The sequence below is a fragment of the Tateyamaria sp. 7Alg 36 genome (assembly GCF_059882455.1).
This window is the reverse complement of sequence record NZ_CM187613.1, coordinates 1,291,048-1,311,040: the sequence shown is the minus strand read 5'-3', so window position 1 is coordinate 1,311,040 and position 19,993 is coordinate 1,291,048. Positions and strand designations below refer to the sequence as shown.

The following is a 19,993-nucleotide window of genomic DNA, read 5'->3' as shown; positions in this document are numbered from 1 at the left end:
TCAAGGCGAGATTGTGATCTGTTTCTAAAAATTGCATTAAACCCGAATGATTGACAGCATTGTTCACAGTTCAGAGCCCGTTACCCTTTTGGGGGGTGGTGCGGCGACGCTGGACGATATCGAAGAGGCGCGCGCGCTTGCGCCTGTCTGTGTGGCAGCGGATGGCGGGGCCGAACTGGCGCGTCGTGCGGGCGTTGAACTGACGGCGGTGATCGGGGACTTCGACAGTGTGACGCCCGAAACGCTCGCGCTGATACCGGCAGAGCGGCAGCACCATATCGCAGAACAGAACAGCACGGATTTCGGCAAGGCGATGCGCAATATCTCGGCCCCTGTCGTGTTGGGGGTGGGGTTCACGGGCGCGCGGCTGGATCACCAGTTGGGCGCGCTGCATGTATTGGTGTCCCATCCCGAGCGTCCCTGCGTGTTGCTGGGCGCGGGCGAGATTGTGTTCCTGTGCCCGCGGTCGATCAAGGTGCCGACGCAAGCGGGTGATGTTGTGTCGCTGTTTCCCATGGGGGCGGTGACGGGGCGGTCTGTCGGCCTTCGCTGGGATCTGGCGGGGTTGCAGTTTGATCCGATGACGCAGATCGGCACGCTGAACGAGGCGACGGGGCCGATCGAGTTGACCATGGACGGGCCTGCGATGATTGTCGTGTTGCCACGCCGCTATCTGGGCGAGGTCATGCAGGCGCTGGCGTCCGTGCCGCCAGACGTGCGATGGACCGCTCGCGCAACACGATATACAGACCCGACGCAATCGTGATGCAGATGCCAAGGGCGGCCATGCCGTTGGGCAGATCGTAGAAAACCAGAAATCCGATCACCGTGGCGACGGGGATTTCAAGGTATTGCATCGGGGCCAGCGTGGCCGAGGGTGCAAAGCGCAGCGACCATGTCATCAGCAGGTGCGCAAGTGTGCCAAGGATGCCGATGGCTCCCAGCAGCGCGACCTCGACCCCGTTCACAGGGGTGATTTCGAGGGCGGGGATGCCCGCGCTGCCAGTGAGGTAGAGAAGGGGTGCGAGGATCAGCACGGCGATCACGCCGCTGACCGCTTGCAGGCCGATGGGGTCCGTTTCTTTGGCGATCTGGCGTGTGACCAGCATGAAGAAGGCAAAATTCACCGCCACCACCACGGGCAGCAGCGCGGGCCAGCCGACCTCGGCAAAGCTGGGCTGCACCACAAGCAGGGTGCCGACAAAGCCGACGAGGCAGGCAAGCAGGCGGCGGGCGCCGACCTCTTCCCCCAGCACGAACTTGCCCAGCAGCAGCATGAGGAAGGGCATGACAAAAGCGATGGCGATGGCGTCGGCGAGGGGCAGGTACAGCAATGCGCTGAACATCGCGCCGATGCCAAAGATGTGCAGCACGGTGCGTAGGATGGTCAGGCGCAGGACGCGGCCCTGCATCTTCCATGTGCGCCGCCCGATCCACACCAGCGGGATCAGGATCACCGCCTGCACCGCAAAGCGCACGAGGATGAGTTGGCCGAGCGGCACTGACTGGCCCAGCAGTTTCGCCACCGCATCCCCCATCGGGGCCACGATGCAGAAACCCAGCATCAACAGGATGCCGAGGAGAGGGCGGTCTTGGCTCATGGCGGCAGGCTAGCAGTGCAGCACGCGAAGGCAAATGGTGAAAAACGGGCGGGGTGGCGCGCTTTGGCGTCGTTTCGCCTGTCGGCCCTGTTTCGCACCTGCGCGAAAGGCACCCGCCCGCTGACCAGTCAGCAATTGGGGATGTTGACGGCCAGCCCGCCGAGCGAGGTTTCCTTGTATTTCTCGGACATGTCCGCGCCGGTCTGGCGCATGGTTTCGATGCAAGCATCCAGCGGCACAAGGTGGGTGCCATCGCCGCGCAGCGCCAGCGAGGCGGCGCTGACCGCCTTGATCGCGCCCAGACCGTTGCGTTCGATGCACGGCACCTGCACCAGCCCGCGCACCGGATCGCAGGTCATGCCGAGATGGTGTTCCAGCGCGATCTCGGCGGCGTTCTCGATCTGGGCGGGGGTACCGCCCATCACCGCACATAGGCCCGCGGCGGCCATGGCGGCGGCGCTGCCTACTTCGGCCTGACATCCAGCCTCGGCACCGGAGATGGAGGCGTTGTATTTGACCAGCCCGCCGATGGCGGCAGCGGTCAGCAAAAATTCCTCGACCCGCGTTTCGGAGGCACCGGGCACATGGTCGAGGTAGTAGCGCAAGGTGGCAGGCAGCACGCCTGCCGCGCCGTTGGTTGGGGCGGTGACGACCTGACCACCGGCGGCGTTTTCCTCGTTCACGGCCATGGCATAGACGGCCATCCAGTCGTTGATCGTATGGGGTGCGGTGAGGTTCATGCCCCGTTCGGTCTGTAACTTGTCGTGGATCGCCTTGGCACGGCGGGGCACGTTCAGCCCGCCAGGCAGGGTGCCATCAGTGGTCAGCCCACGCTCCATACAGTCGCGCATCACCTGCCAGAGCCGCGCGGTGCCTGTCGCCAGCCCTTGGGCCGTGCCGCGCGACACCTCGTTGGCGCGCTTCATCTCGGCGATGGTGCGGCCCGAGGACTGCGCCATGGAGAGCATTTCGTTGGCGGTTTTGAACGGGAAGGGGACGGGCGGGCCGTCTTGGGTGGTCTTGCCGTTGGCAAGTTCCTCATCGGTCACAACGAAACCGCCGCCGATGGAGTAGAACACCTGTTGCAGGATCACGTCGCCCTGCGCGTCCGTGGCCATCAGCGTCATGCCGTTGGCATGGCCCGCAAGGGCCGTGTCATAGTCAAAGCGCAGATCGCGCGCCGGATCGAAGCGCAAGGCAGGCAGGCCCTCGGGATGCAGGGTCTTGTCGGTCTTGTTCGCGGCCAACAGCGCCTCGGCATGGGCGTGGTCATAGGTGTCGGGCACCACACCGGCGAGGCCGAGGATCGTGGCGCGGTCGGTCGCATGGCCGACGCCGGTGAAGGCGAGGCTGCCATGCAGCGAGGCGCGCAAACCTGCAAAGCGGAACGGGGCGGCGCGCATCATGTCGAGGAACCGCGCCGCCGCCATCATCGGCCCCATCGTGTGCGACGAGGACGGGCCGATCCCGACCTTGAACATGTCAAAGACCGAAAGGAACATGCGCGGGTCTCCTATCTGCGGCGCCATGGCGGGCGGCACCTTTAGTAGAACCTAGCGCGGGGTCTGGGCGCGCTGATGGCGAATAACGACGCTTTTGGGGCGCTCCGGCCCTTTTGGCATCGCGCTGTCGGGGGGCTGTGCAGGGTTCACATGGCGTTAACACTTCTACGGTCAGATCAACGCGTAAGGAGAAGTGAGATGCGTCTGATTCTGATCCTGTTGTCGATGGCGGCCTGTATGATGCCGTGGCGTATGGCCTTGGCGCAGGTGCCACCGCCGACAAACGCGGCGGTTCCGGCCCGGCTCTAGCGCAATTCGGGTCCGTTTGGTGCCAACGGGACGCGGGCGCCGGTTTTTGTGTCAAAGCACAGGTTTGAGGGTCGCAACACCACCAAGCTGTGACTATAACGCAAGGACAAGCGGGGAGTCCTTATTATGACCGGAGAATTGTCGCCCATCGACAAAGCCAAGTTCGTTGCCGCCAAACGGGCTGCGGATTACGTCGAGGACGGCATGCGTGTCGGTCTTGGCACGGGGTCCACTGCGGCGTGGCTGGTGCGCTGTCTGGGCGATCAGGTGCGCGATGGCGGGTTGCGGTTCAAAGGCGTGCCCACATCCTCGCGCACGGCGGATCTGGCGCGCGAGGTCGGGATCGACGTCATCTCGCTGGACGAGGCGAAGTGGCTGGACCTGACCATTGACGGCGCGGACGAATTTGATGGCGATCTGAACCTGATCAAAGGCGGCGGCGGTGCCCTGCTGCAAGAGAAGATCGTGGCGACCGCCTCGGATCAAATGGTGGTGATCGCGGATGTGGGCAAAGAGGTCGAACACCTCGGGGCGTTTCCATTGCCCATCGAAGTGATCCCCTTTGGCTGGCAGACAACGCAGGCGCTGGTCGAGGAAACGCTGATTTCGATGGACGTGCTGGGGCGGCAATCCAGCCTGCGGATGAACGGTTCGCACGCCTTTGTCACGGACGAGGGCAACTATATTCTGGACCTGCATTTGCAGCGTATCGGCAACCCGCGCCAGTTGGCGCTAGTCATCAATCAGATGCCGGGTGTTGTGGAAAACGGTTTGTTTATAGATATTTGCGACGCGGTGGTGATCGGGTACGGCGACGGACGGGTCGAAGTGCGCGATATCAACGAAGGCACGGTCGAACAGGACCGCCTTGATTTTCTGGAAACTGACAATCTGTTTTCCGACCTCGCCGACTAGGCGCGGTTGCGCACCCGACCGATGGTGCGGCCTGTCGCGGGGTTTACGATCCTTTGCAAGGGGCCAAAGCGGACCTGTCCCCATGCGCTGCGCGCGCCTTTCAAGCCAACGCTGCACCGCCCGTGGGTCTGGTTTTACCAGCGCTCATGTGAGATATGAACGCTGCACCGAAACTGAGGAAGCTGACCATGAGCGAGTATGACTATGACCTGTTTGTAATCGGCGGCGGGTCCGGCGGCGTGCGTGCGGCGCGGGTGGCTGCGGGCGAGGCAGGGGCCAAGGTCGCGCTGGCCGAAGAGGACCGCTATGGCGGGACGTGTGTTATACGCGGCTGCGTGCCCAAAAAGCTCATGGTGTTTGCCAGCGAATTTGCCAACATGCCGAGCCTTGCGCGCAACTACGGCTGGGACATTGCCGACGGTGCGTTCGAGTGGCCTGTGTTTCAGGACAAAATGCGGTCTGAACTGGACCGTTTGGAGGGGATTTACCGCAACCTGCTGGCCAATTCCGGTGTGGAGACCTTTGATGCGCGTGCGCGGCTGAAGGATGCCCATACGGTCGAGTTGTCTACCGGCGAGACCAAGACCGCCAAGACGATCCTGATTGCGACGGGCGGTCATCCGGTGCGCCCCGATCTGCCTAATGCCGATCTGGGCATTGTCAGCGACGATATTTTCCACCTTGAAAAGCTGCCCAAGTCGATCCTGATCATTGGTGGCGGCTACATCGCTTGTGAGTTTGCGTGCATCTTCAACGGTCTGGGCGTCGAGGTGACGCAATATTACCGTGGTGCGCAAATCCTGCGCGGCTTTGACGACGAGGCACGCGGCCTGATCGCCGAAACTATGCGCGAGAACGGTATCAATCTGCATGTGGGCACCGACATCGTTGAAATGGGCCCCGCCGGTTCTGGCGAGGGGCGCGAGAACGGGCCGACATCCTCGGATGCGACGATGGGCCCTGATGTGGCGCAATCCGAAGACCTGAATGCGGAACGGTCCGGCGACGGCCCCGGTGTGCCGGTCTGGGTCAAGCCGACAGCGGGCGAGGCACGCGAGTTCGATCTGCTGCTGTTCGCCACGGGCCGTGCGCCCAATACCGACGATCTGGGGCTTGAGGAATTGGGCGTAAAGCTGGGCCGCGGCAAGGAAATCGAGGTCGACAGCTATTCCCATACCGGCGTGTCCAATATCTATGCTATTGGGGATGTGACCAACCGCGTGAACCTGACCCCTGTGGCGATCCGCGAGGGCATGGCCTTTGTGCAGACAGCGTTCATGGACAATCCGACCGAAGTCGATCACGAATTGATCCCTTCGGCCATCTTTACCCAGCCCGAAATGGGCACTGTGGGCCTGAGCGAGGAAGACGCCGCCGAGCAGGAAGAGATCGAGGTGTACTGCACCTCGTTCCGCCCCATGAAGTCCGCCTTTGCCGGAGAGCCGTCACGCGTGTTGATGAAACTGGTGGTCAGCAAGGAAACCCGCAAGGTTCTGGGCTGTCACATCGTCGCACCCGACGCGGGCGAGATGATCCAGCTGGCGGGCGTGGCCATCAAGATGGGCGCAACAAAAGAAGATTTCGACCGCACCGTTGCGGTTCACCCCACGATGTCGGAAGAGATCGTGACAATGAAGACACCCACGCGGACTGCTTGAATATCAGCAGAAAAAGCACAGTTAAGAAACAACAGTGCAGCAAGGCTGCATGACAACAGGAGTACTGGACCATATGGCTGGCAATACAGGCGGCCCCTGGGGGGGCGGCGGAAACTCTGGTGGTGGCGATAACGATCGTGGCAATGGCCCGCGCCGTCCCGATCGTGGGAATGGCGGTCAACGCCCCGGCAACGAAGGACCGCAGATCCCCGAGATCGACGATTTGGTGAAAAAGGGTCAGGAGCAATTGCGCGTCCTGATGGGCGGTCGCGGCGGTGGTGACACCGGCGGCGGTCGTGGCAGTGGCGGCGGTGGTCCGTTCCTGACACGCGGCACCATCGGTCTGGGTGCGCTTGTGGCGCTTGTGCTGTGGCTGATGGCCAGCTTTTACACCGTCCGTCCTGAAGAGCAGTCGGTTGAGCTGTTCCTTGGCGAGTTTTCGGCCATTGGTAATCCGGGCCTGAACTTTGCGCCATGGCCTGTGGTCACTGCCGAGGTTATTCCGGTCACAACAGAACGTACCGAGGAAATCGGCGTCGGGCGCAGCGGCTCGGATGAGGGGCTGATGTTGACGGGCGATGAGAACATCGTCGACATCGACTTTCAGGTGCAGTGGAACATCAACGATCCCAGCAAGTTTTTGTTCAACCTGCGTGATCCACGCCCAACCATTCGCGCCGTGTCTGAATCGGCCATGCGCGAAATTATCGCGCAATCCGAACTGGCCCCGATCCTGAACCGTGATCGTGGCGTCATCGGTGACCGTTTGCAGGATCTGATCCAATCCACGCTCGACAGCTATGACAGTGGCGTGAACGTCATCCGCGTGAACTTTGACAAGGCCGACCCGCCACGCGAGGTCATTGACGCCTTCCGTGACGTTCAAGCCGCCGAACAGGAACGTGACCGTTTGCAAAACGTGGCTGACGCCTATGCCAACCGCGTGTTGGCCGAAGCGCGCGGTCAGTCCGCACAGTTGCTGGAAGAAGCCGAAGGCTATCGCGCCCAGCAGGTCAACCAGGCCGAAGGTGAGGCATCGCGCTTTACCGCCGTTCTGAGCGAATATGCCAAAGCCCCCGAGGTGACGCGCAAGCGCCTGTACCTCGAAACTATGGAAAGCGTGCTGGGCCAGATGGACAAGATCATTCTGGACGATACTGCGGGTGGTGGCACCGGACAGGGTGTTGTGCCCTACCTGCCGCTTAACGAACTGCGTCGCAGCACCGGAGGGACCGAATAATGCGTAAGACAACCTATTTGTTGCCGATCATCGTCGTTCTGGCCGCTGTTGGCCTGTCGTCGATCTTTATCGTGGACGAGCGTGAAAAGGCGCTGGTTCTGCAATTCGGTCGCGTCGTTGCGGTCAAGGAAGATCCCGGACTGGCGTTCAAGATCCCGCTCATTCAGGAAGTCGTGCGGTATGACGACCGTATCCTGAGCCGTGACATCGACCCGCTTGAAGTCACGCCGCTGGATGACCGTCGTCTGGTTGTGGATGCTTTCGCCCGCTACCGGATCGTCGATGTGAACCGGTTCCGTCAGGCTGTCGGTGGGGGCGGTATCGCCTTTGCCGAAGACCGGCTCGATTCGATCCTGCGGTCCGAAACACGTGAGGTGCTGGGTTCGGTGTCGTCCAACGATATCCTGAGTTCAGACCGTGCCGCACTGATGCTGCGCATCCGTAACTCCTCCATCCCGCAGGCGCGTGAGTTGGGTGTCGACATCATCGACGTGCGCCTGAAACGCACCGACCTGCCGACCGAAAACCTTGACGCGACATTCGAACGGATGCGCGCCGAGCGTGAGCGGGAAGCGACGGATGAGCGTGCCCGTGGTAACGAAGCCGCGCAACGTGTTCGCGCCCAAGCGGACCGGACCGTGGTGGAACTGGTGTCTGACAGTGAACGTCAGGCCGAGATCATCCGTGGTGAAGCAGACGCCCGCCGCAACGCGATCTATGCCGAAGCCTTTGGTGCGGACCCAGAATTCTTCGAATTCTACCGCTCGCTGACCGCTTATGAACGCGCCCTTCAGGGCAGTAACTCGACCATGGTGATGTCGCCGGACAGCGAGTTCTTCAACTACCTGCGCTCGGATCAGGGCACACGCAGCGCCGAAGGCGACTGATGGCGTGGATTTTACTCGCCCTCGGGCTTGTGATGATTGTGGAGGGGCTGGCCTATGTGCTGGCCCCTTCGCTTGTGGAACGTGTGCTCGAGCTGCTGCGCAGCCTGCCGCTGCCCGTGCGCCGCCAGTTCGGCGCGCTGGTGGTGGTGTCGGGGTTGATCAGCTTGTGGCTCGCCTTTTTCATCGGTTTGTGATCGCGCCGCGTTCACGGATTGGTAACGCGGTGTTGAAACGAACGGAGCATGATCCATCTTTAATGTTGCAAGGTTGCAACCCTACATGCACCCTATGCGCAGCTGCGCAAACACATGTGCAAGTATGGCCACAATGGCCGACAGAAGATGCAGGAGACACCTGATGCAAAGACAGGCAATCGCCGTCGCGGAACAGCGTTCCGCCACTCAATTCATCCGCGCCATGTGGCTGGGCGCGCTGGCACTGGCCTTTGTGCTGGTTCAGACCCTTTCCGCCCATGCGCGCCCCGAAAGCCTCGCGCCATTGGCCGAGCAGATCAGCCCGTCGGTGGTGAACATCACCACCTCGACCGTTGTTGAAGGCCGCACCGGACCGCAGGGCATCGTGCCCGAGGGCTCCCCTTTCGAAGACTTCTTTCGCGAATTTCAGGACCGTAACGGTCAAGGTGATCGCCCGCGTCGCTCTTCCGCGCTTGGCTCCGGCTTTGTGATTTCCGAGGACGGTTTCATCGTCACCAACAACCACGTGATCGAAGGCGCAGACGAGATCCTGATCGAGTTCTTCAACGGCGACGAGTTGAAGGCCGAATTGATCGGTACCGACCCCAACACAGATATTGCCCTTCTCAAGGTCGAGGCCGAAGGCCCGCTGCCTTATGTGCCTTTCGGTGACAGTGACGTTGCCCGCGTGGGCGACTGGGTCATCGCGATGGGTAACCCGCTGGGGCAAGGCTTTTCCGTTTCCGCCGGTATCGTATCGGCGCGCAACCGTGCCCTGAGCGGCACCTATGACGACTACATCCAGACCGACGCAGCGATCAACCGAGGCAACTCGGGCGGGCCGCTGTTCAACATGGACGGCGAGGTGATCGGCGTGAACACCGCAATCCTGTCGCCCAATGGCGGGTCCATCGGCATCGGTTTCTCGATGGCGTCGAATGTGGTGACACGCGTTGTGGACCAGTTGCAGGAATTCGGTGAAACCCGCCGCGGCTGGCTGGGCGTGCGCATTCAGGACGTGACCGACGACATCGCCGAGGCGATTGGCCTTGATCCTGTTGCCGGTGCCTTGGTCACATCTGTTCCCGAAGGTCCGGCCATGGATGCGGGCATGCAGGACGGCGACGTGATCCTGAGCTTTGCCGGCGTTGACGTGGAAGACACACGCGGTCTGGTACGTCAGGTGGGTAACAGCCCCGTGGGTGAAACCGTGCGCGTCGTTGTGTTCCGCGATGGCGAAACAGTGACCCTGCGCGTCACATTGGGCCGCCGTGAAGAAGCCGAAGGTGCCGTGCCTGCGGTGGCGCAGTCACCGGACGAAGACGAAGCGCCCGCACCGGCCACCAAGGACGTGCTGGGCCTGACGCTGAGCCTTCTGACCGACGACATGCGCGAAGAACTGGGCGTGGGTCCGGAACAGCAGGGCCTTGCGGTCGTGAATGTGGACGAGACTACCGAAGCCTATGAAAAAGGTCTGCGTGCCGGTGACGTGATCACCGAGGCGGGCCAGCAGAAGGTAACGTCGATTGCCGATCTGGAAACCCGTGTCGCCGAGGTCAAAGAGGCAGGGCGCAAGTCGCTGCTGCTGCTCGTGCGCCGTGGCGGCGATCCGCGCTTTGTCGCGCTGAGCCTTGAGTAAACGGCCCCTGAGCCGAGAATAAGAAAGGCGCCCTTCGGGGCGCCTTTCTTGTTGGGTGGTCTATGGGACGCAGGGGGGATCAGGAGTCTTCGGTGCGCTCCACCGCGATCAGGCCCAGTTTGCGCGCGGCGGCAACGGACAGCGTTTTACTGTCCAGCCCTTCGGCCTTTTGATAGCGCTGCACCGCGTCCTTGGTGCGCTTGTCCATCTCACCGGTGATCGGGCCACGGTAATAGCCGCGTGCCTCAAGCGCGCGCTGCACGGACGAGATAAATTCGGGCGTCATGTCCGCTGCGCAGGGTACTTCGTACCAGTTCTCGCGGCGCGGGGTGACGACCTGTTGTTGCACTTCTTCCTTGTAAAGCGGTGGCACCTGCACGCGGCCATCGCTGCTGATCTGGGCCGGTTGCAGCAGGATTTTACGGGTCACTGTTTCGACCACCGCAGGGCTGACGGTTTTGCCCCAGCATGTGTCTGGCGCGGCACCGGGGGGCGCGGTCGCGGTGGAAATCGGGTCGATATTTGAAGGCGTTGCGCGCGTGCTTTCCTCGCAGGCGGCAAGCATCAGCGCAGCCGCGATGAGGGGGGCTAGGGAAGTGGAACGCATGCTCGGGCCTCTGGCTGGGCTTTTGGCGCAGCATAGACCGCGCTGCCCGCTCTGCCTAGCCCCGGGGCCTAGCAGCCCTTTTCGCGCCCTTCCCATGCGTCGGTGCGCGATTGTACATCCATCTGGCGGCCTGTGTTTTCCGCCAGAAGCTGGTCGAGCATGGGCGATATATCCTCGATCTGTTCGGCGAGGATATGGGTGACGCTGTGGGCGCGCTGCAACCGGCCTGTGACGCGCAACATGCGCCCCGCGATCACGGCACGGCGGAAGCGTTCGTAGATATTGCGCCAGACGATCACGTTCACCACGCCGGTTTCATCTTCGAGCGTGAGGAAGATCACGCCCTTGGCCGTGCCGGGCCGTTGGCGCAGGATCACCAGCCCAGCCACCGCCACGCGCGCGTTTTCGGGCGGCAGTTCCAGATCGCAGGCGCGCAGGCAGGACGGCGGGCGCGGCCAGTGGCGCGGACCGGAACGGGGCAAAAGGGGCTGTTGGGGCTGGGCAACCTGCATGAGAACAAAGATAGAACAAATATCGCGCATCGCAAGGGCAAAACGCCACGTCCACGGAAAGGGGCTGGCGGGACGAAAACGAGGCGGGTAGAACCGTGCGGAAAGCGAAAAGAAGGGGTCCAGGACATGGCCAAGATTACCTATATCGAACATGGCGGCACCGAACATGTGGTGGATGTGGCCAACGGGCTGACCGTCATGGAAGGCGCGCGCGACAACAACATTCCGGGCATCGAGGCCGATTGCGGCGGTGCCTGTGCCTGTTCGACCTGCCACGTCTATGTCGATGCGGCATGGGTCGAGAAGCTGCCCGCCAAGGACGACATGGAAACCGACATGCTCGATTTCGCCTACGAGCCTGACGAGACACGCTCGCGCCTGACCTGCCAGTTGAAAGTCACCGACGCGCTGGACGGTCTCGTGGTGCATATGCCTGAAAAGCAGATCTGATGCCAAAAGGGGCGCCGCGTCTGTTGGGGCGCGTGTGGCCCTGTTGTGCCCGCGGCGCGCTGCGGGCGGCGTGCCTGTGGCTGGCGGTGGCAGGTGTTGCACCAGCGCAGGCAGATATCCTTGATGCCTATTACGACATCCCGACCGAGGCCTATGGCCACGGGGTGTTGCCCGGGGGCGAATATGCCGCTGTCGGCTTCCGCCTGAGCGGCGGGCGCGAGATCGGGGTGGGTACTTATCAAAACGTCTATGAAGACACGGCCCCGCGTCTGGTCGATCTGGATGGCGATGGCTCGGTCGAGGTGATCACCGTTATATCCTATTTCGATGTGGGCTCGGCAGTGCGGATATTTGACGAAATCCCCGCGCCGGAACATCCCAAAGGCTCGACCGTTGCGGTGATCGCAGAAACTCCGCCCATTGGCACACGTCACCGGTGGTTGGGCATGATCGGCGCACAGGATCTGGATGGCGACGGGAACGTCGAGATCGCCTATGTGGACCGCCCGCATCTGGCACGTACCTTGCGCATCTGGCGGTTCGCTGACGGGGCCTTGACTGAGGTTGCATCTTTGGACGGTGTCACCAACCACCGCATTGGCGAGCCCGATATCGCTGGCGGGATACGGACCTGTGCGGGGCCTCCCGAGATGGTTGTGGCCAGTGCGGATTGGTCGCGGCTGATCGCGGTGGCATGGGACGGAGCGGTTTTTGCGCAGACGGTTCTGGGACGTGACACCTCGCGGGATGCATTCGCGCGGGCGATGGTCTGTGCGGGTGGCTAGGGCCGACGCCTGATCGGGTGGTGTGCCTGTTGAAGGCGTGGGAGCCTCCGGCGGGGATTTTGGGGGAACAGAGAAGGGAGGACCGCCGCGCGCGGGGGCGGTCCGTTCGGTATCAGGACGGCAGCGCGCGCCAGCCGATGTCGCGGCGGCAGAAGCCGTCGGGGTAGTCGATGGCGTCCACCATCTCGTAGGCGCGTTTGGCGGCCTCTTCGAGCGTGTCGGCCCGTGCGGTGACGTTCAGCACGCGCCCGCCGGTGGCGGTGACTTTGCCGTCCTTCAGCGTGGTGCCCGCGTGAAAGACCATCTGGCTGCTGGTTTCGGGCAGGGCGTCGAGACCGCCGATCACGGCACCTTTTTCATAGGAGCCGGGGTAGCCCTTGGCGGCCATGACCACGGTGATGGCGTGATCGTCGGCCCAGTTCACCTGTGCCTCGGACAGTTTGCCTTGCGCGGCGGCATGCATCAGATCGAAGGCCTGCGCGCCGAGGCGCATCATCAGCACCTGACATTCGGGATCGCCGAAGCGGGCGTTGTATTCCACCAGACGCGGCACGCCGTCCTTGATCATCAGCCCAGCGTAGAGCACGCCCTGATAGGGCATACCGCGCCGCGCCATTTCGGCCATGGTTGGGCGGATGATTTCATCAAGTGCGCGCGTCGCGATGGCGTCGGTGAGGACGGGTGCGGGAGAGTAGGCCCCCATGCCGCCTGTGTTGGGGCCGGTGTCGCCGTCGCCCACGCGTTTGTGGTCTTGCGCGGTGCCGATCGCCAGCACGTCGGTGCCGTCACAGAGCACGAAAAAGGAGGCCTCTTCGCCGTCCATGAATTCCTCGATCACCACTTCGGCACCGGCACCGCCGAAGGCACCGCCGAACATGTCGTCGATGGCTGCGTGCGCCTGCGGGATGGTTTCTGCGATGATCACGCCTTTGCCTGCGGCAAGGCCGTCGGCCTTGACCACGATGGGTGCGCCTTGGGCAGTGACATAGGCCTTGGCGGCTTCGGCATCGGTGAAGTGGCCATAGGCGGCGGTGGGGGCATTTGCGGCGGTGCAGATGTCCTTGGTGAAGGCTTTGGACGCTTCAAGCTGGGCGGCGGCCTGACTGGGGCCGAAGACCAGAACACCTGCGTCGCGCAGGCGGTCCGCCACACCGGCGGCGAGCGGGGCCTCGGGGCCGATAATCACGAAATCAATCGCCTCTTCCTGAACGAAGTCGGCCACCACACCGCCGTCATTGATGTCGAGGTTGGCGCAATCGGCGATGGCGGCGATTCCCGCATTGCCCGGTGCCACGACCAGACGGTCGCATTTGGGGTTTTGCAGCACGGCCCATGCAAGGCTGTGTTCGCGCCCGCCCGCGCCTAAGATGAGGATGTTCATGTGCTGCACTCCTTGGCCTTTGTTGCCCCGCGTTCTAAGCTGGGCAACAGCAGTACACAAGGACGCGCCATGGACCTTCTTGACGATCCCATCCCCGGTTCGAACACGCCCGAATTCTCGGTCTCGGAAATTGCGGGCAAAGTGAAGAAGCTGATCGAGGGCGAACTGGGCTGGGTACGAATCAAGGGCGAGGTCGGGCGCGTGGTTCTGGCGCGCTCGGGGCATCTGTATTTCGACCTCAAGGATGACCGCAATGTGCTCTCCTGCATGACGTGGAAGGGGCAGGTGGGCGAACTGGGCACCATGCCCGAGGAAGGCATGGAAGTGGTGGCCGAGGGGCGGATGACCGCGTCGGGCTTCCAGTCGAAATTCTCGCTTAATGCGCAGCGCATCGCCATTGCGGGCGAGGGCGCGTTGATGGCGCTGCTGGAAAAGCGCAAGAAGGCGCTGGCGGCAGAGGGACTGTTTGACCCTGCACGAAAGGCGCAACTTCCCTATCTGCCGGATGTGATCGGGGTTGTGACATCTCTGCAAGGGGCGGTGATCCGCGATATCCTGCACCGTCTGCGCGACCGGTTCCCACGCAAGGTGCTGATCTGGCCCGTGGCAGTGCAGGGCGCGGCCTGCGCGCCCGAAGTTACGCGCGCCATCGTCGGGTTCAACGCGCTGACACCGGGGGGCGCGATCCCGCGGCCTGATCTGTTGATCGTGGCGCGCGGTGGCGGGTCGGTCGAGGATTTGTGGGGCTTTAACGAGGAAGCCGTGGCGCGGGCGGCGGCGGCGTCTGAGATTCCGTTGATTTCCGCAGTGGGGCACGAGACGGACACCACATTGATTGACTTCGTGTCCGACCGGCGCGCCCCGACACCCACGGCAGCGGCGGAAATGGCCGTGCCGGTGCGGCATGAATTGATGGCATGGGTCGAACAGGCGGGCGGGCGCATGGCCGCAAGCCAGAGCGCGGCGCTGATGCGGCGCAGCCAGCGCTTGCGCGATCTGGCCCGTGCGCTGCCACGGCCCGAGTCGCTGGTCGAAAGCCCGCGCCAACGGCTGGATGTGCTGGGCGACCGTCTGGGGCCTGCGCTGATCGCGGGGGTGCAGCGGCGCAAGGTGCGCCTGTCCGAAGTGTCGGGCAGTTTGCGCCCCGCCATGTTGACCCGCCAATTGCGCAGCGAACGCCAGCGCCTGACCACAATTTCCGAGCGGCTGGATGCGGCCTTGGTCCGCGTGGCCGCCAGCGGCCGCGACCGGCTGGAAAGCCGCGTGGCGCGCTTTACCCCACGGCTGCTGGCTCGCGAGGTCGCGCAAGAGCGGACGCGGTTTGACACGGTGCGCACCCGTCTACACGGCGTTGGCACGCGTCAGATCGACCGGCTGCGCCAGCGTCTGGATGCGATGGACCGTTTGCGCGAAACCTTGGGCTACAAGGCGACATTGGCGCGGGGATATGCAGTTGTGCGCGGCGGGGGCGAGATTGTGACCACCAAGGCCGCGGCCGAAGCGGCATCGGGGCTTGAGATCGAATTCGTGGATGGCCGGATCAAACTGGGCGGCGGTGCGGCGGCGACGGGCAAGCCCAAGGCCAAAGGCAAACCGCCCGAGCAGGGATCGCTGTTCTAGGCCCTTTGGGCGCTAGACGCCGATTTTGGGGCCGAGGCAGATCATCTCTTCACCCACGTCCTCGGCTTCGTACAGGGTCTGGCTGGCGGGATCATTCTCGAACGAGGCGATGAGCCCATTTGCGCCTTTCTCGAAGGTCCAGCACTGCGCGTCAGGGCGGTCTTCGTAGACGAAACAGATGTTGTCGCCTTCGTTATACCAATAGCCGTCCTTGCAATCCCCATCGAGGAAGGACCACGTGACGCGGCGGTTTTTATAATAGATTTCAGCCCCATAGGCGGCACCAGAACTGCCGTAATACAGGGTCTTGCCGGTGACATAGGCCTCGAACTCGGCGGCGGACATCGGGTCGGCGGCGACAGGGGCGGACAGGCACAGGGTGCTCAGCAAAAGGGTCAGCGTTCTCATGGGCCCAACTGTGTCAGAGCGGCGCAAAGAGCGCCAGCGCCTTGCCGCTGTCAGGGTGTCGCAGGCGTCAGTTTGCCAGCGGATGCAGCATAGTCAGCCACCGATGCGCCCTGCGTCCCCGCCCGTGTCGCCCATGCGCGCCACAAGTTGCATATCGGCGCGGCATTTGCGCGACAACCGGTCGCTTTTGGGCTGATTGCGCACAGACGGGGCTGATAAGGTCTGCCTGAATAAGGGACGGGAGGCGACGACATGGCGCTGGATCACGCGGCAAAAGGCAAGGGCGTCTGGAAGTCCGGCAAGGGCAAGGGCCGCACGCATACCAAGGGACGCAGCCTGAACGATCAGGCATGGGACGAGGTTCGCGCCCTGCTGGGCGATGCGCCGCGCCGCCGCGATCTGCTGATCGAGTTTTTGCACATTATTCAGGACACCTATGGCCATCTGAGCGCGGCCCATCTGCGTGCGCTGGCCGAAGAAATGCGGCTGAGCATGGCCGAGGTCTATGAGGTCGCCACCTTCTATGCCCATTTCGACGTGGTGAAAGAGGGCGAGACCCCGCCGCCCGCGCTGACCATCCGCGTGTGCGATTCCCTTAGCTGCGAACTGGCGGGCGCGCAGGCGCTCAAGACCGCGCTTGAGGACGGGTTGGACCCGTCCGAGGTGCGTGTGCTGCGCGCGCCCTGCATGGGGCGGTGTGATACCGCGCCGGTGCTCGAACTGGGGCACAAGCATATCGACAACGCGACGCCCGATCTGGTGCATGCGGCCATCGCGGCAAATGACACCCACGCCCATATTCCCGACTACGAAGGATTGGACGCTTATGTCGCCGCCGGTGGTTATGCCCGTCTTCGAGACTTGCGTGCGCAAGGCGACTGGCAAGAGGTGCAGGCCACGATCAAGGAAAGTGGGCTGCGCGGTCTTGGCGGTGCGGGGTTCCCGTCGGGCACCAAATGGGGCTTTGTGCGCGACAATGCCGGCCCGCGCTATCTGGCCGTGAACGGGGACGAGGGCGAACCCGGCACGTTCAAGGACCGCTATTACCTCGAACGCACGCCGCATCTGTTCCTCGAAGGGATGCTGATCGCCGCGTGGGCGGTCGAGGCGGATAGGGCGTTCATCTACATGCGCGACGAATATCCGGCGGTTCTTGAAATTCTCGCGCGCGAGATCAAGGCGCTGGAAGCGGCTGGTTTGGTCGAAGAAGGTTTCATTGACCTGCGGCGCGGGGCAGGGGCCTATATCTGCGGCGAAGAGTCCGCGATGATCGAAAGCATCGAGGGCAAGCGCGGTATTCCCCGTCACCGCCCGCCTTATGTGGCGCAGGTCGGACTGTTCGGTCAGCCGACGCTGGTACACAATGTCGAAACCCTGCACTGGATTGCGCGCATCTGCCGTGAGGGGCCGCAGGTTCTGAACAGCACGGAAAAGAACGGGCGCACCGGCTTGCGCAGCTACTCCGTATCAGGGCGGGTTGCACAGGCGGGCGTCTATCTGCTGCCCGCAGGGTCCACCATCACCGACATCATCGCCGCCGCCGGTGGCATGGCCGAGGACCATGTGTTCAAGGCCTACCAACCGGGCGGTCCGTCTTCAGGGCTGCTGCCTGCATCGATGGACGACGTGCCGCTGGATTTCGACACATTGCAGCCGCACGGATCGTTCATCGGCTCGGCCGCGGTGGTTGTGCTTTCCGATCAGGATCGCGCACGGGATGCGGCGCTGAACATGCTGCGGTTTTTCGAGGATGAAAGCTGTGGCCAGTGCACGCCATGCCGTGTGGGCTGTGAAAAAGCGGTTAAGTTGATGCAGGCCGACCGCTGGGATCAGGAGCTACTGGACGAGTTGTGCACAGCCATGGCCGATGCTTCGATCTGCGGGCTAGGACAGGCAGCGCCGAATCCGATCCGCCTGACGATGAAACATTTTCCGGAAGAGGTTTAGGCGGTCGCTCAGCCGCCATGCCACAAAAGTGACGGTGGCGGGCGCTAGTCGGGATTCGCCCGCACACGACAGTCACAGCCCGCTTGGGACAGTTTGAGGCACAGCGCCACCGCGCCTTTTTGCGATGACCGCCCGATGCGCCCCATCACATAGGGATCGCGCCCTCTGATGCGCGACGGCACGGGGATATAGTCGACCGTTTCGCGCTGCACCATGGCGCGGCAGGCGCGGGTTTTACGGTCGATGCGGGCGCGCGCTTCTTTGCGGTTGCTGCCAAATCCAATCTCGACACCCCACGGGGCATAGCGGCGCGGCGGTGGGCCTAGCGGGGACAGTTTGCGGGCCTTTGCCAGCGCAAGGCAGGCGGGCATGAACGGCCTGTCTCCGTCAAGGCGGAAGTCGTGGGCCTTTGGCGGTGCATCTCGCCAGTTTTCGGCGCTCAACCCTGTGATAATGCGCACATAATCAATGGTTTCCCGCGCCAGCCCACCACCGTTCAGAAACCCCTCGGCCCGCGTTTCGCCGCCATTATAGGCGACTGCTGCCAGCCCGTATGACCCGTAGCGCCGCGTGAGTTCAGACAGGTAATGCGCCGACCGCTCCATCGCCTCGGCGGGGTTATAGCTGTCCTCCAACCCGCGCAGTGTGGCGGTGGCGGGCATGAACTGCGCGATGCCTTGCGCGCCCGCAGGGCTAAGCGCGTTGACGTCAAAGCGGCTTTCCTGCCAAAGCAGCCGCGCGAAAAAGCCCGCGTCGATGTCATAGCGGCGGCTCGCCCCCGCGATGTGCTGACAGATGTCAAAAGCGGCGTGATCGGGGCGGATACAGGCAACCGGCCCAAGTCGGCCATCGCTGCACATCGTCCCCTGCGCTTGTGCAAAACCCGCCACCGGCGCGGCCAGACACAGCCACAATAGGGCGATCCGCCAAAACTCGTACCTTTTCATAGCGCGATGCCCGTATTAGGTCAGGGAGTAGAGCAAGTATCGGGGCATCATGGCATTTTTCAAGAAACTCAAGGATCGTATGTTCAAATCCTCGTCGAAAATCGACGAAGGGCTTGAGGCCATCGTCGAGGACGGCGGCGAGGAAACACCGCAAACCCCGACACCGGAACCTGCGCCAGAACCTAAGCCGGAGCCAAAACCGGAGCCGATGCCAGAACCTACCCCTGCGCCGGAACCCGCACCAACGCCTGCGCCCGTGCCGGACCCGGTGCCGCCATCGCCGCAAGAACTGCCAGACGAGGCCCCCGACGAACTGCCCCCCGTCGCGCCAGACGAATTGCCCCCCGTCGCGCCCGATCCGCAGCCTGCGCCGACACCGATCGAAATGCCTCCCCTTGCGCCCGGCACGGATGACACAGCCGTCGCAGCGCCCGCGCGCACCGGCCTGCTGGGCCGTCTTCTGGGCCGCAAGGACGACGCGCCCGTGCTGCGTCGGACGCTTGACGACGACATGCTCGAACAGCTCGAAGAGTTGCTGATCGCCGCCGATATGGGCGTGGACACCGCCCTGCGTGTGACGGCGAACATGGCCGAGGGCCGCATGGGGCGCAAATTGTCGGTGCCCGAGATCAAAGATCTGATGGCGCGCGAAATCGCCCGCATCATGGAACCCGTCGCCAAGCCGCTGCCGCTTTATGCGCAAAAGCCGCAAGTAGTGCTGGTGGTTGGCGTAAACGGCTCGGGCAAAACCACCACCATCGGCAAGCTGGCCAGCCAGTTCCGCGCCGCGGGCAAGTCGGTGGTGATCGCGGCAGGAGACACTTTCCGCGCCGCCGCTGTCGAACAGCTTCAGGTCTGGGGCGAACGGGCAGGGGTGCCGGTGCTGACCGCCCCCGAAGGGTCCGACCCCGCCAGCCTCGCCTTTGAGGCGATGACCAAGGCCCAAGCTGACGGCGCTGATCTGTTGATGATCGACACCGCCGGACGGCTGCAAAACCGCGACGACCTGATGGAGGAACTGGCCAAGATCGTCCGCGTCATCCGCAAGAAAGACCCCGACGCGCCGCACAACACCCTTCTGGTTCTCGATGCGACCACGGGGCAGAACGCGCTTAATCAGGTCAAGGTATTCCAGCAGGTCTCGGACGTGTCGGGGCTAGTGATGACCAAGCTTGACGGCACCGCCAAAGGCGGCGTGCTGGTGGCGCTGGCGGATAAGTTCGGCCTGCCGATCCATGCCATCGGTGTGGGTGAACAGATAGACGATCTGCAACCCTTCGATCCCGAAGAGTTCGCCGCCGCCCTCACCGGCATAGACACTGAATGACCCGCCATTCTTTTGGCCAAAAATACTGCGGGGGGAGCCGCGCAGCGGTGGGGGGCTGGCCCCC

The 19,993-nt window shown here is 63.2% G+C and carries 19 protein-coding genes; 12 read left to right on the top strand and 7 right to left on the bottom strand.

The window, feature by feature from the left end; translation table 11 throughout:
• Positions 1-46: 46 nt before the first annotated feature.
• Positions 47-766 carry a thiamine diphosphokinase gene (locus AC6GQJ_RS06330; RefSeq protein ID WP_500772872.1) on the top strand — a complete coding sequence of 240 codons (720 nt, stop codon included), beginning with the start codon at positions 47-49 and terminating at the stop codon, positions 764-766.
• Here the strand turns inward: AC6GQJ_RS06330 and AC6GQJ_RS06325 are convergent.
• Positions 684-1,601 carry a DMT family transporter gene (locus AC6GQJ_RS06325; RefSeq protein ID WP_500772870.1) on the bottom strand — a complete coding sequence of 306 codons (918 nt, stop codon included), beginning with the start codon at positions 1,599-1,601 and terminating at the stop codon, positions 684-686. The two genes, AC6GQJ_RS06330 and AC6GQJ_RS06325, sit on opposite strands and share 83 nt — an antisense overlap.
• 128 nt (positions 1,602-1,729) lie before the next feature.
• On the bottom strand, positions 1,730-3,103 hold the full coding sequence (locus AC6GQJ_RS06320) for an L-serine ammonia-lyase (RefSeq protein ID WP_500772868.1): 1,374 nt from the start codon (positions 3,101-3,103) through the stop codon (positions 1,730-1,732).
• A 435-nt stretch (positions 3,104-3,538) separates the two neighbouring features.
• Between AC6GQJ_RS06320 and rpiA the strand changes: the two genes are divergently transcribed.
• From rpiA to AC6GQJ_RS06290, 6 genes are all read left to right on the top strand, one after another.
• Positions 3,539-4,327: a ribose-5-phosphate isomerase RpiA gene (gene rpiA / locus AC6GQJ_RS06315; protein ID WP_500772866.1), complete on the top strand. Its 789-nt coding sequence runs from the start codon at positions 3,539-3,541 to the stop codon at positions 4,325-4,327.
• 188 nt (positions 4,328-4,515) lie between these two features.
• Positions 4,516-5,985, top strand: coding sequence for an FAD-dependent oxidoreductase (locus AC6GQJ_RS06310; protein WP_500772864.1), 1,470 nt, complete (start codon positions 4,516-4,518; stop codon positions 5,983-5,985).
• A 73-nt stretch (positions 5,986-6,058) separates the two neighbouring features.
• Positions 6,059-7,225: an FtsH protease activity modulator HflK gene (gene hflK / locus AC6GQJ_RS06305; protein WP_500773831.1), complete on the top strand. Its 1,167-nt coding sequence runs from the start codon at positions 6,059-6,061 to the stop codon at positions 7,223-7,225.
• Entirely contained in the window at positions 7,225-8,112 is an 888-nt protein-coding gene (hflC, locus tag AC6GQJ_RS06300; protein WP_500772862.1) for a protease modulator HflC, read from the top strand. Before hflK ends, hflC begins: the two co-directional genes overlap by 1 nt.
• Positions 8,112-8,306, top strand: coding sequence for a DUF2065 domain-containing protein (locus AC6GQJ_RS06295; protein WP_500772860.1), 195 nt, complete (start codon positions 8,112-8,114; stop codon positions 8,304-8,306). The genes hflC and AC6GQJ_RS06295 overlap by 1 nt, the downstream gene beginning before the upstream one ends.
• Before the next feature lie 163 nt (positions 8,307-8,469).
• A complete protein-coding gene (locus tag AC6GQJ_RS06290; RefSeq protein WP_500772858.1) occupies positions 8,470-9,945 on the top strand; it encodes a Do family serine endopeptidase in 1,476 nt (491 codons plus the stop codon).
• Between the two features lie 79 nt (positions 9,946-10,024).
• On the opposite strand, the gene AC6GQJ_RS06285 is transcribed toward AC6GQJ_RS06290, so the two are convergent.
• Entirely contained in the window at positions 10,025-10,552 is a 528-nt protein-coding gene (locus AC6GQJ_RS06285; protein ID WP_500772856.1) for a peptidoglycan-binding domain-containing protein, read from the bottom strand.
• 68 nt (positions 10,553-10,620) lie between these two features.
• The gene (locus AC6GQJ_RS06280; RefSeq protein WP_500773829.1) at positions 10,621-11,064 is read right to left on the bottom strand and encodes an OB-fold nucleic acid binding domain-containing protein; all 444 of its coding nucleotides are present in this window, start codon (positions 11,062-11,064) and stop codon (positions 10,621-10,623) included.
• Between the two features lie 126 nt (positions 11,065-11,190).
• On the opposite strand from AC6GQJ_RS06280, the gene AC6GQJ_RS06275 reads away from it, so the two are divergent.
• Positions 11,191-11,514, top strand: coding sequence for a 2Fe-2S iron-sulfur cluster-binding protein (locus tag AC6GQJ_RS06275; protein WP_500772854.1), 324 nt, complete (start codon positions 11,191-11,193; stop codon positions 11,512-11,514).
• Entirely contained in the window at positions 11,514-12,299 is a 786-nt protein-coding gene (locus AC6GQJ_RS06270; protein ID WP_500772852.1) for a VCBS repeat-containing protein, read from the top strand. Before AC6GQJ_RS06275 ends, AC6GQJ_RS06270 begins: the two co-directional genes overlap by 1 nt.
• A gap of 112 nt (positions 12,300-12,411) precedes the next feature.
• Here the strand turns inward: AC6GQJ_RS06270 and purD are convergent, their stop codons facing one another.
• Complete coding sequence (purD, locus tag AC6GQJ_RS06265; RefSeq protein ID WP_500772850.1) at positions 12,412-13,680, bottom strand: phosphoribosylamine--glycine ligase; 1,269 nt, start codon at positions 13,678-13,680, stop codon at positions 12,412-12,414.
• A gap of 69 nt (positions 13,681-13,749) precedes the next feature.
• Here purD and xseA point away from each other — a divergent pair, with 69 nt between their 5' ends.
• The gene (xseA, locus tag AC6GQJ_RS06260; protein ID WP_500772848.1) at positions 13,750-15,300 is read left to right on the top strand and encodes an exodeoxyribonuclease VII large subunit; all 1,551 of its coding nucleotides are present in this window, start codon (positions 13,750-13,752) and stop codon (positions 15,298-15,300) included.
• Positions 15,301-15,312: 12 nt separating this feature from the next.
• Here the strand turns inward: xseA and AC6GQJ_RS06255 are convergent, their stop codons facing one another.
• Complete coding sequence (locus AC6GQJ_RS06255) at positions 15,313-15,708, bottom strand: hypothetical protein (RefSeq protein WP_500772846.1); 396 nt, start codon at positions 15,706-15,708, stop codon at positions 15,313-15,315.
• A gap of 252 nt (positions 15,709-15,960) precedes the next feature.
• Between AC6GQJ_RS06255 and AC6GQJ_RS06250 the strand changes: the two genes are divergently transcribed.
• Positions 15,961-17,655 carry an NAD(P)H-dependent oxidoreductase subunit E gene (locus tag AC6GQJ_RS06250; RefSeq protein ID WP_500772844.1) on the top strand — a complete coding sequence of 565 codons (1,695 nt, stop codon included), beginning with the start codon at positions 15,961-15,963 and terminating at the stop codon, positions 17,653-17,655.
• A 44-nt stretch (positions 17,656-17,699) separates the two neighbouring features.
• Here the strand turns inward: AC6GQJ_RS06250 and AC6GQJ_RS06245 are convergent, their stop codons facing one another.
• Positions 17,700-18,602 (bottom strand): lytic transglycosylase domain-containing protein, encoded by a 903-nt coding sequence (locus tag AC6GQJ_RS06245; RefSeq protein ID WP_500772842.1) that lies wholly within the window; start codon positions 18,600-18,602, stop codon positions 17,700-17,702.
• Positions 18,603-18,651: 49 nt separating this feature from the next.
• Here AC6GQJ_RS06245 and ftsY point away from each other — a divergent pair, with 49 nt between their 5' ends.
• Positions 18,652-19,929, top strand: a complete 1,278-nt coding sequence (gene ftsY / locus AC6GQJ_RS06240; RefSeq protein ID WP_500772840.1) for a signal recognition particle-docking protein FtsY — start codon at positions 18,652-18,654, stop codon at positions 19,927-19,929.
• The last annotated feature ends 64 nt before the right edge of the window (positions 19,930-19,993 follow it).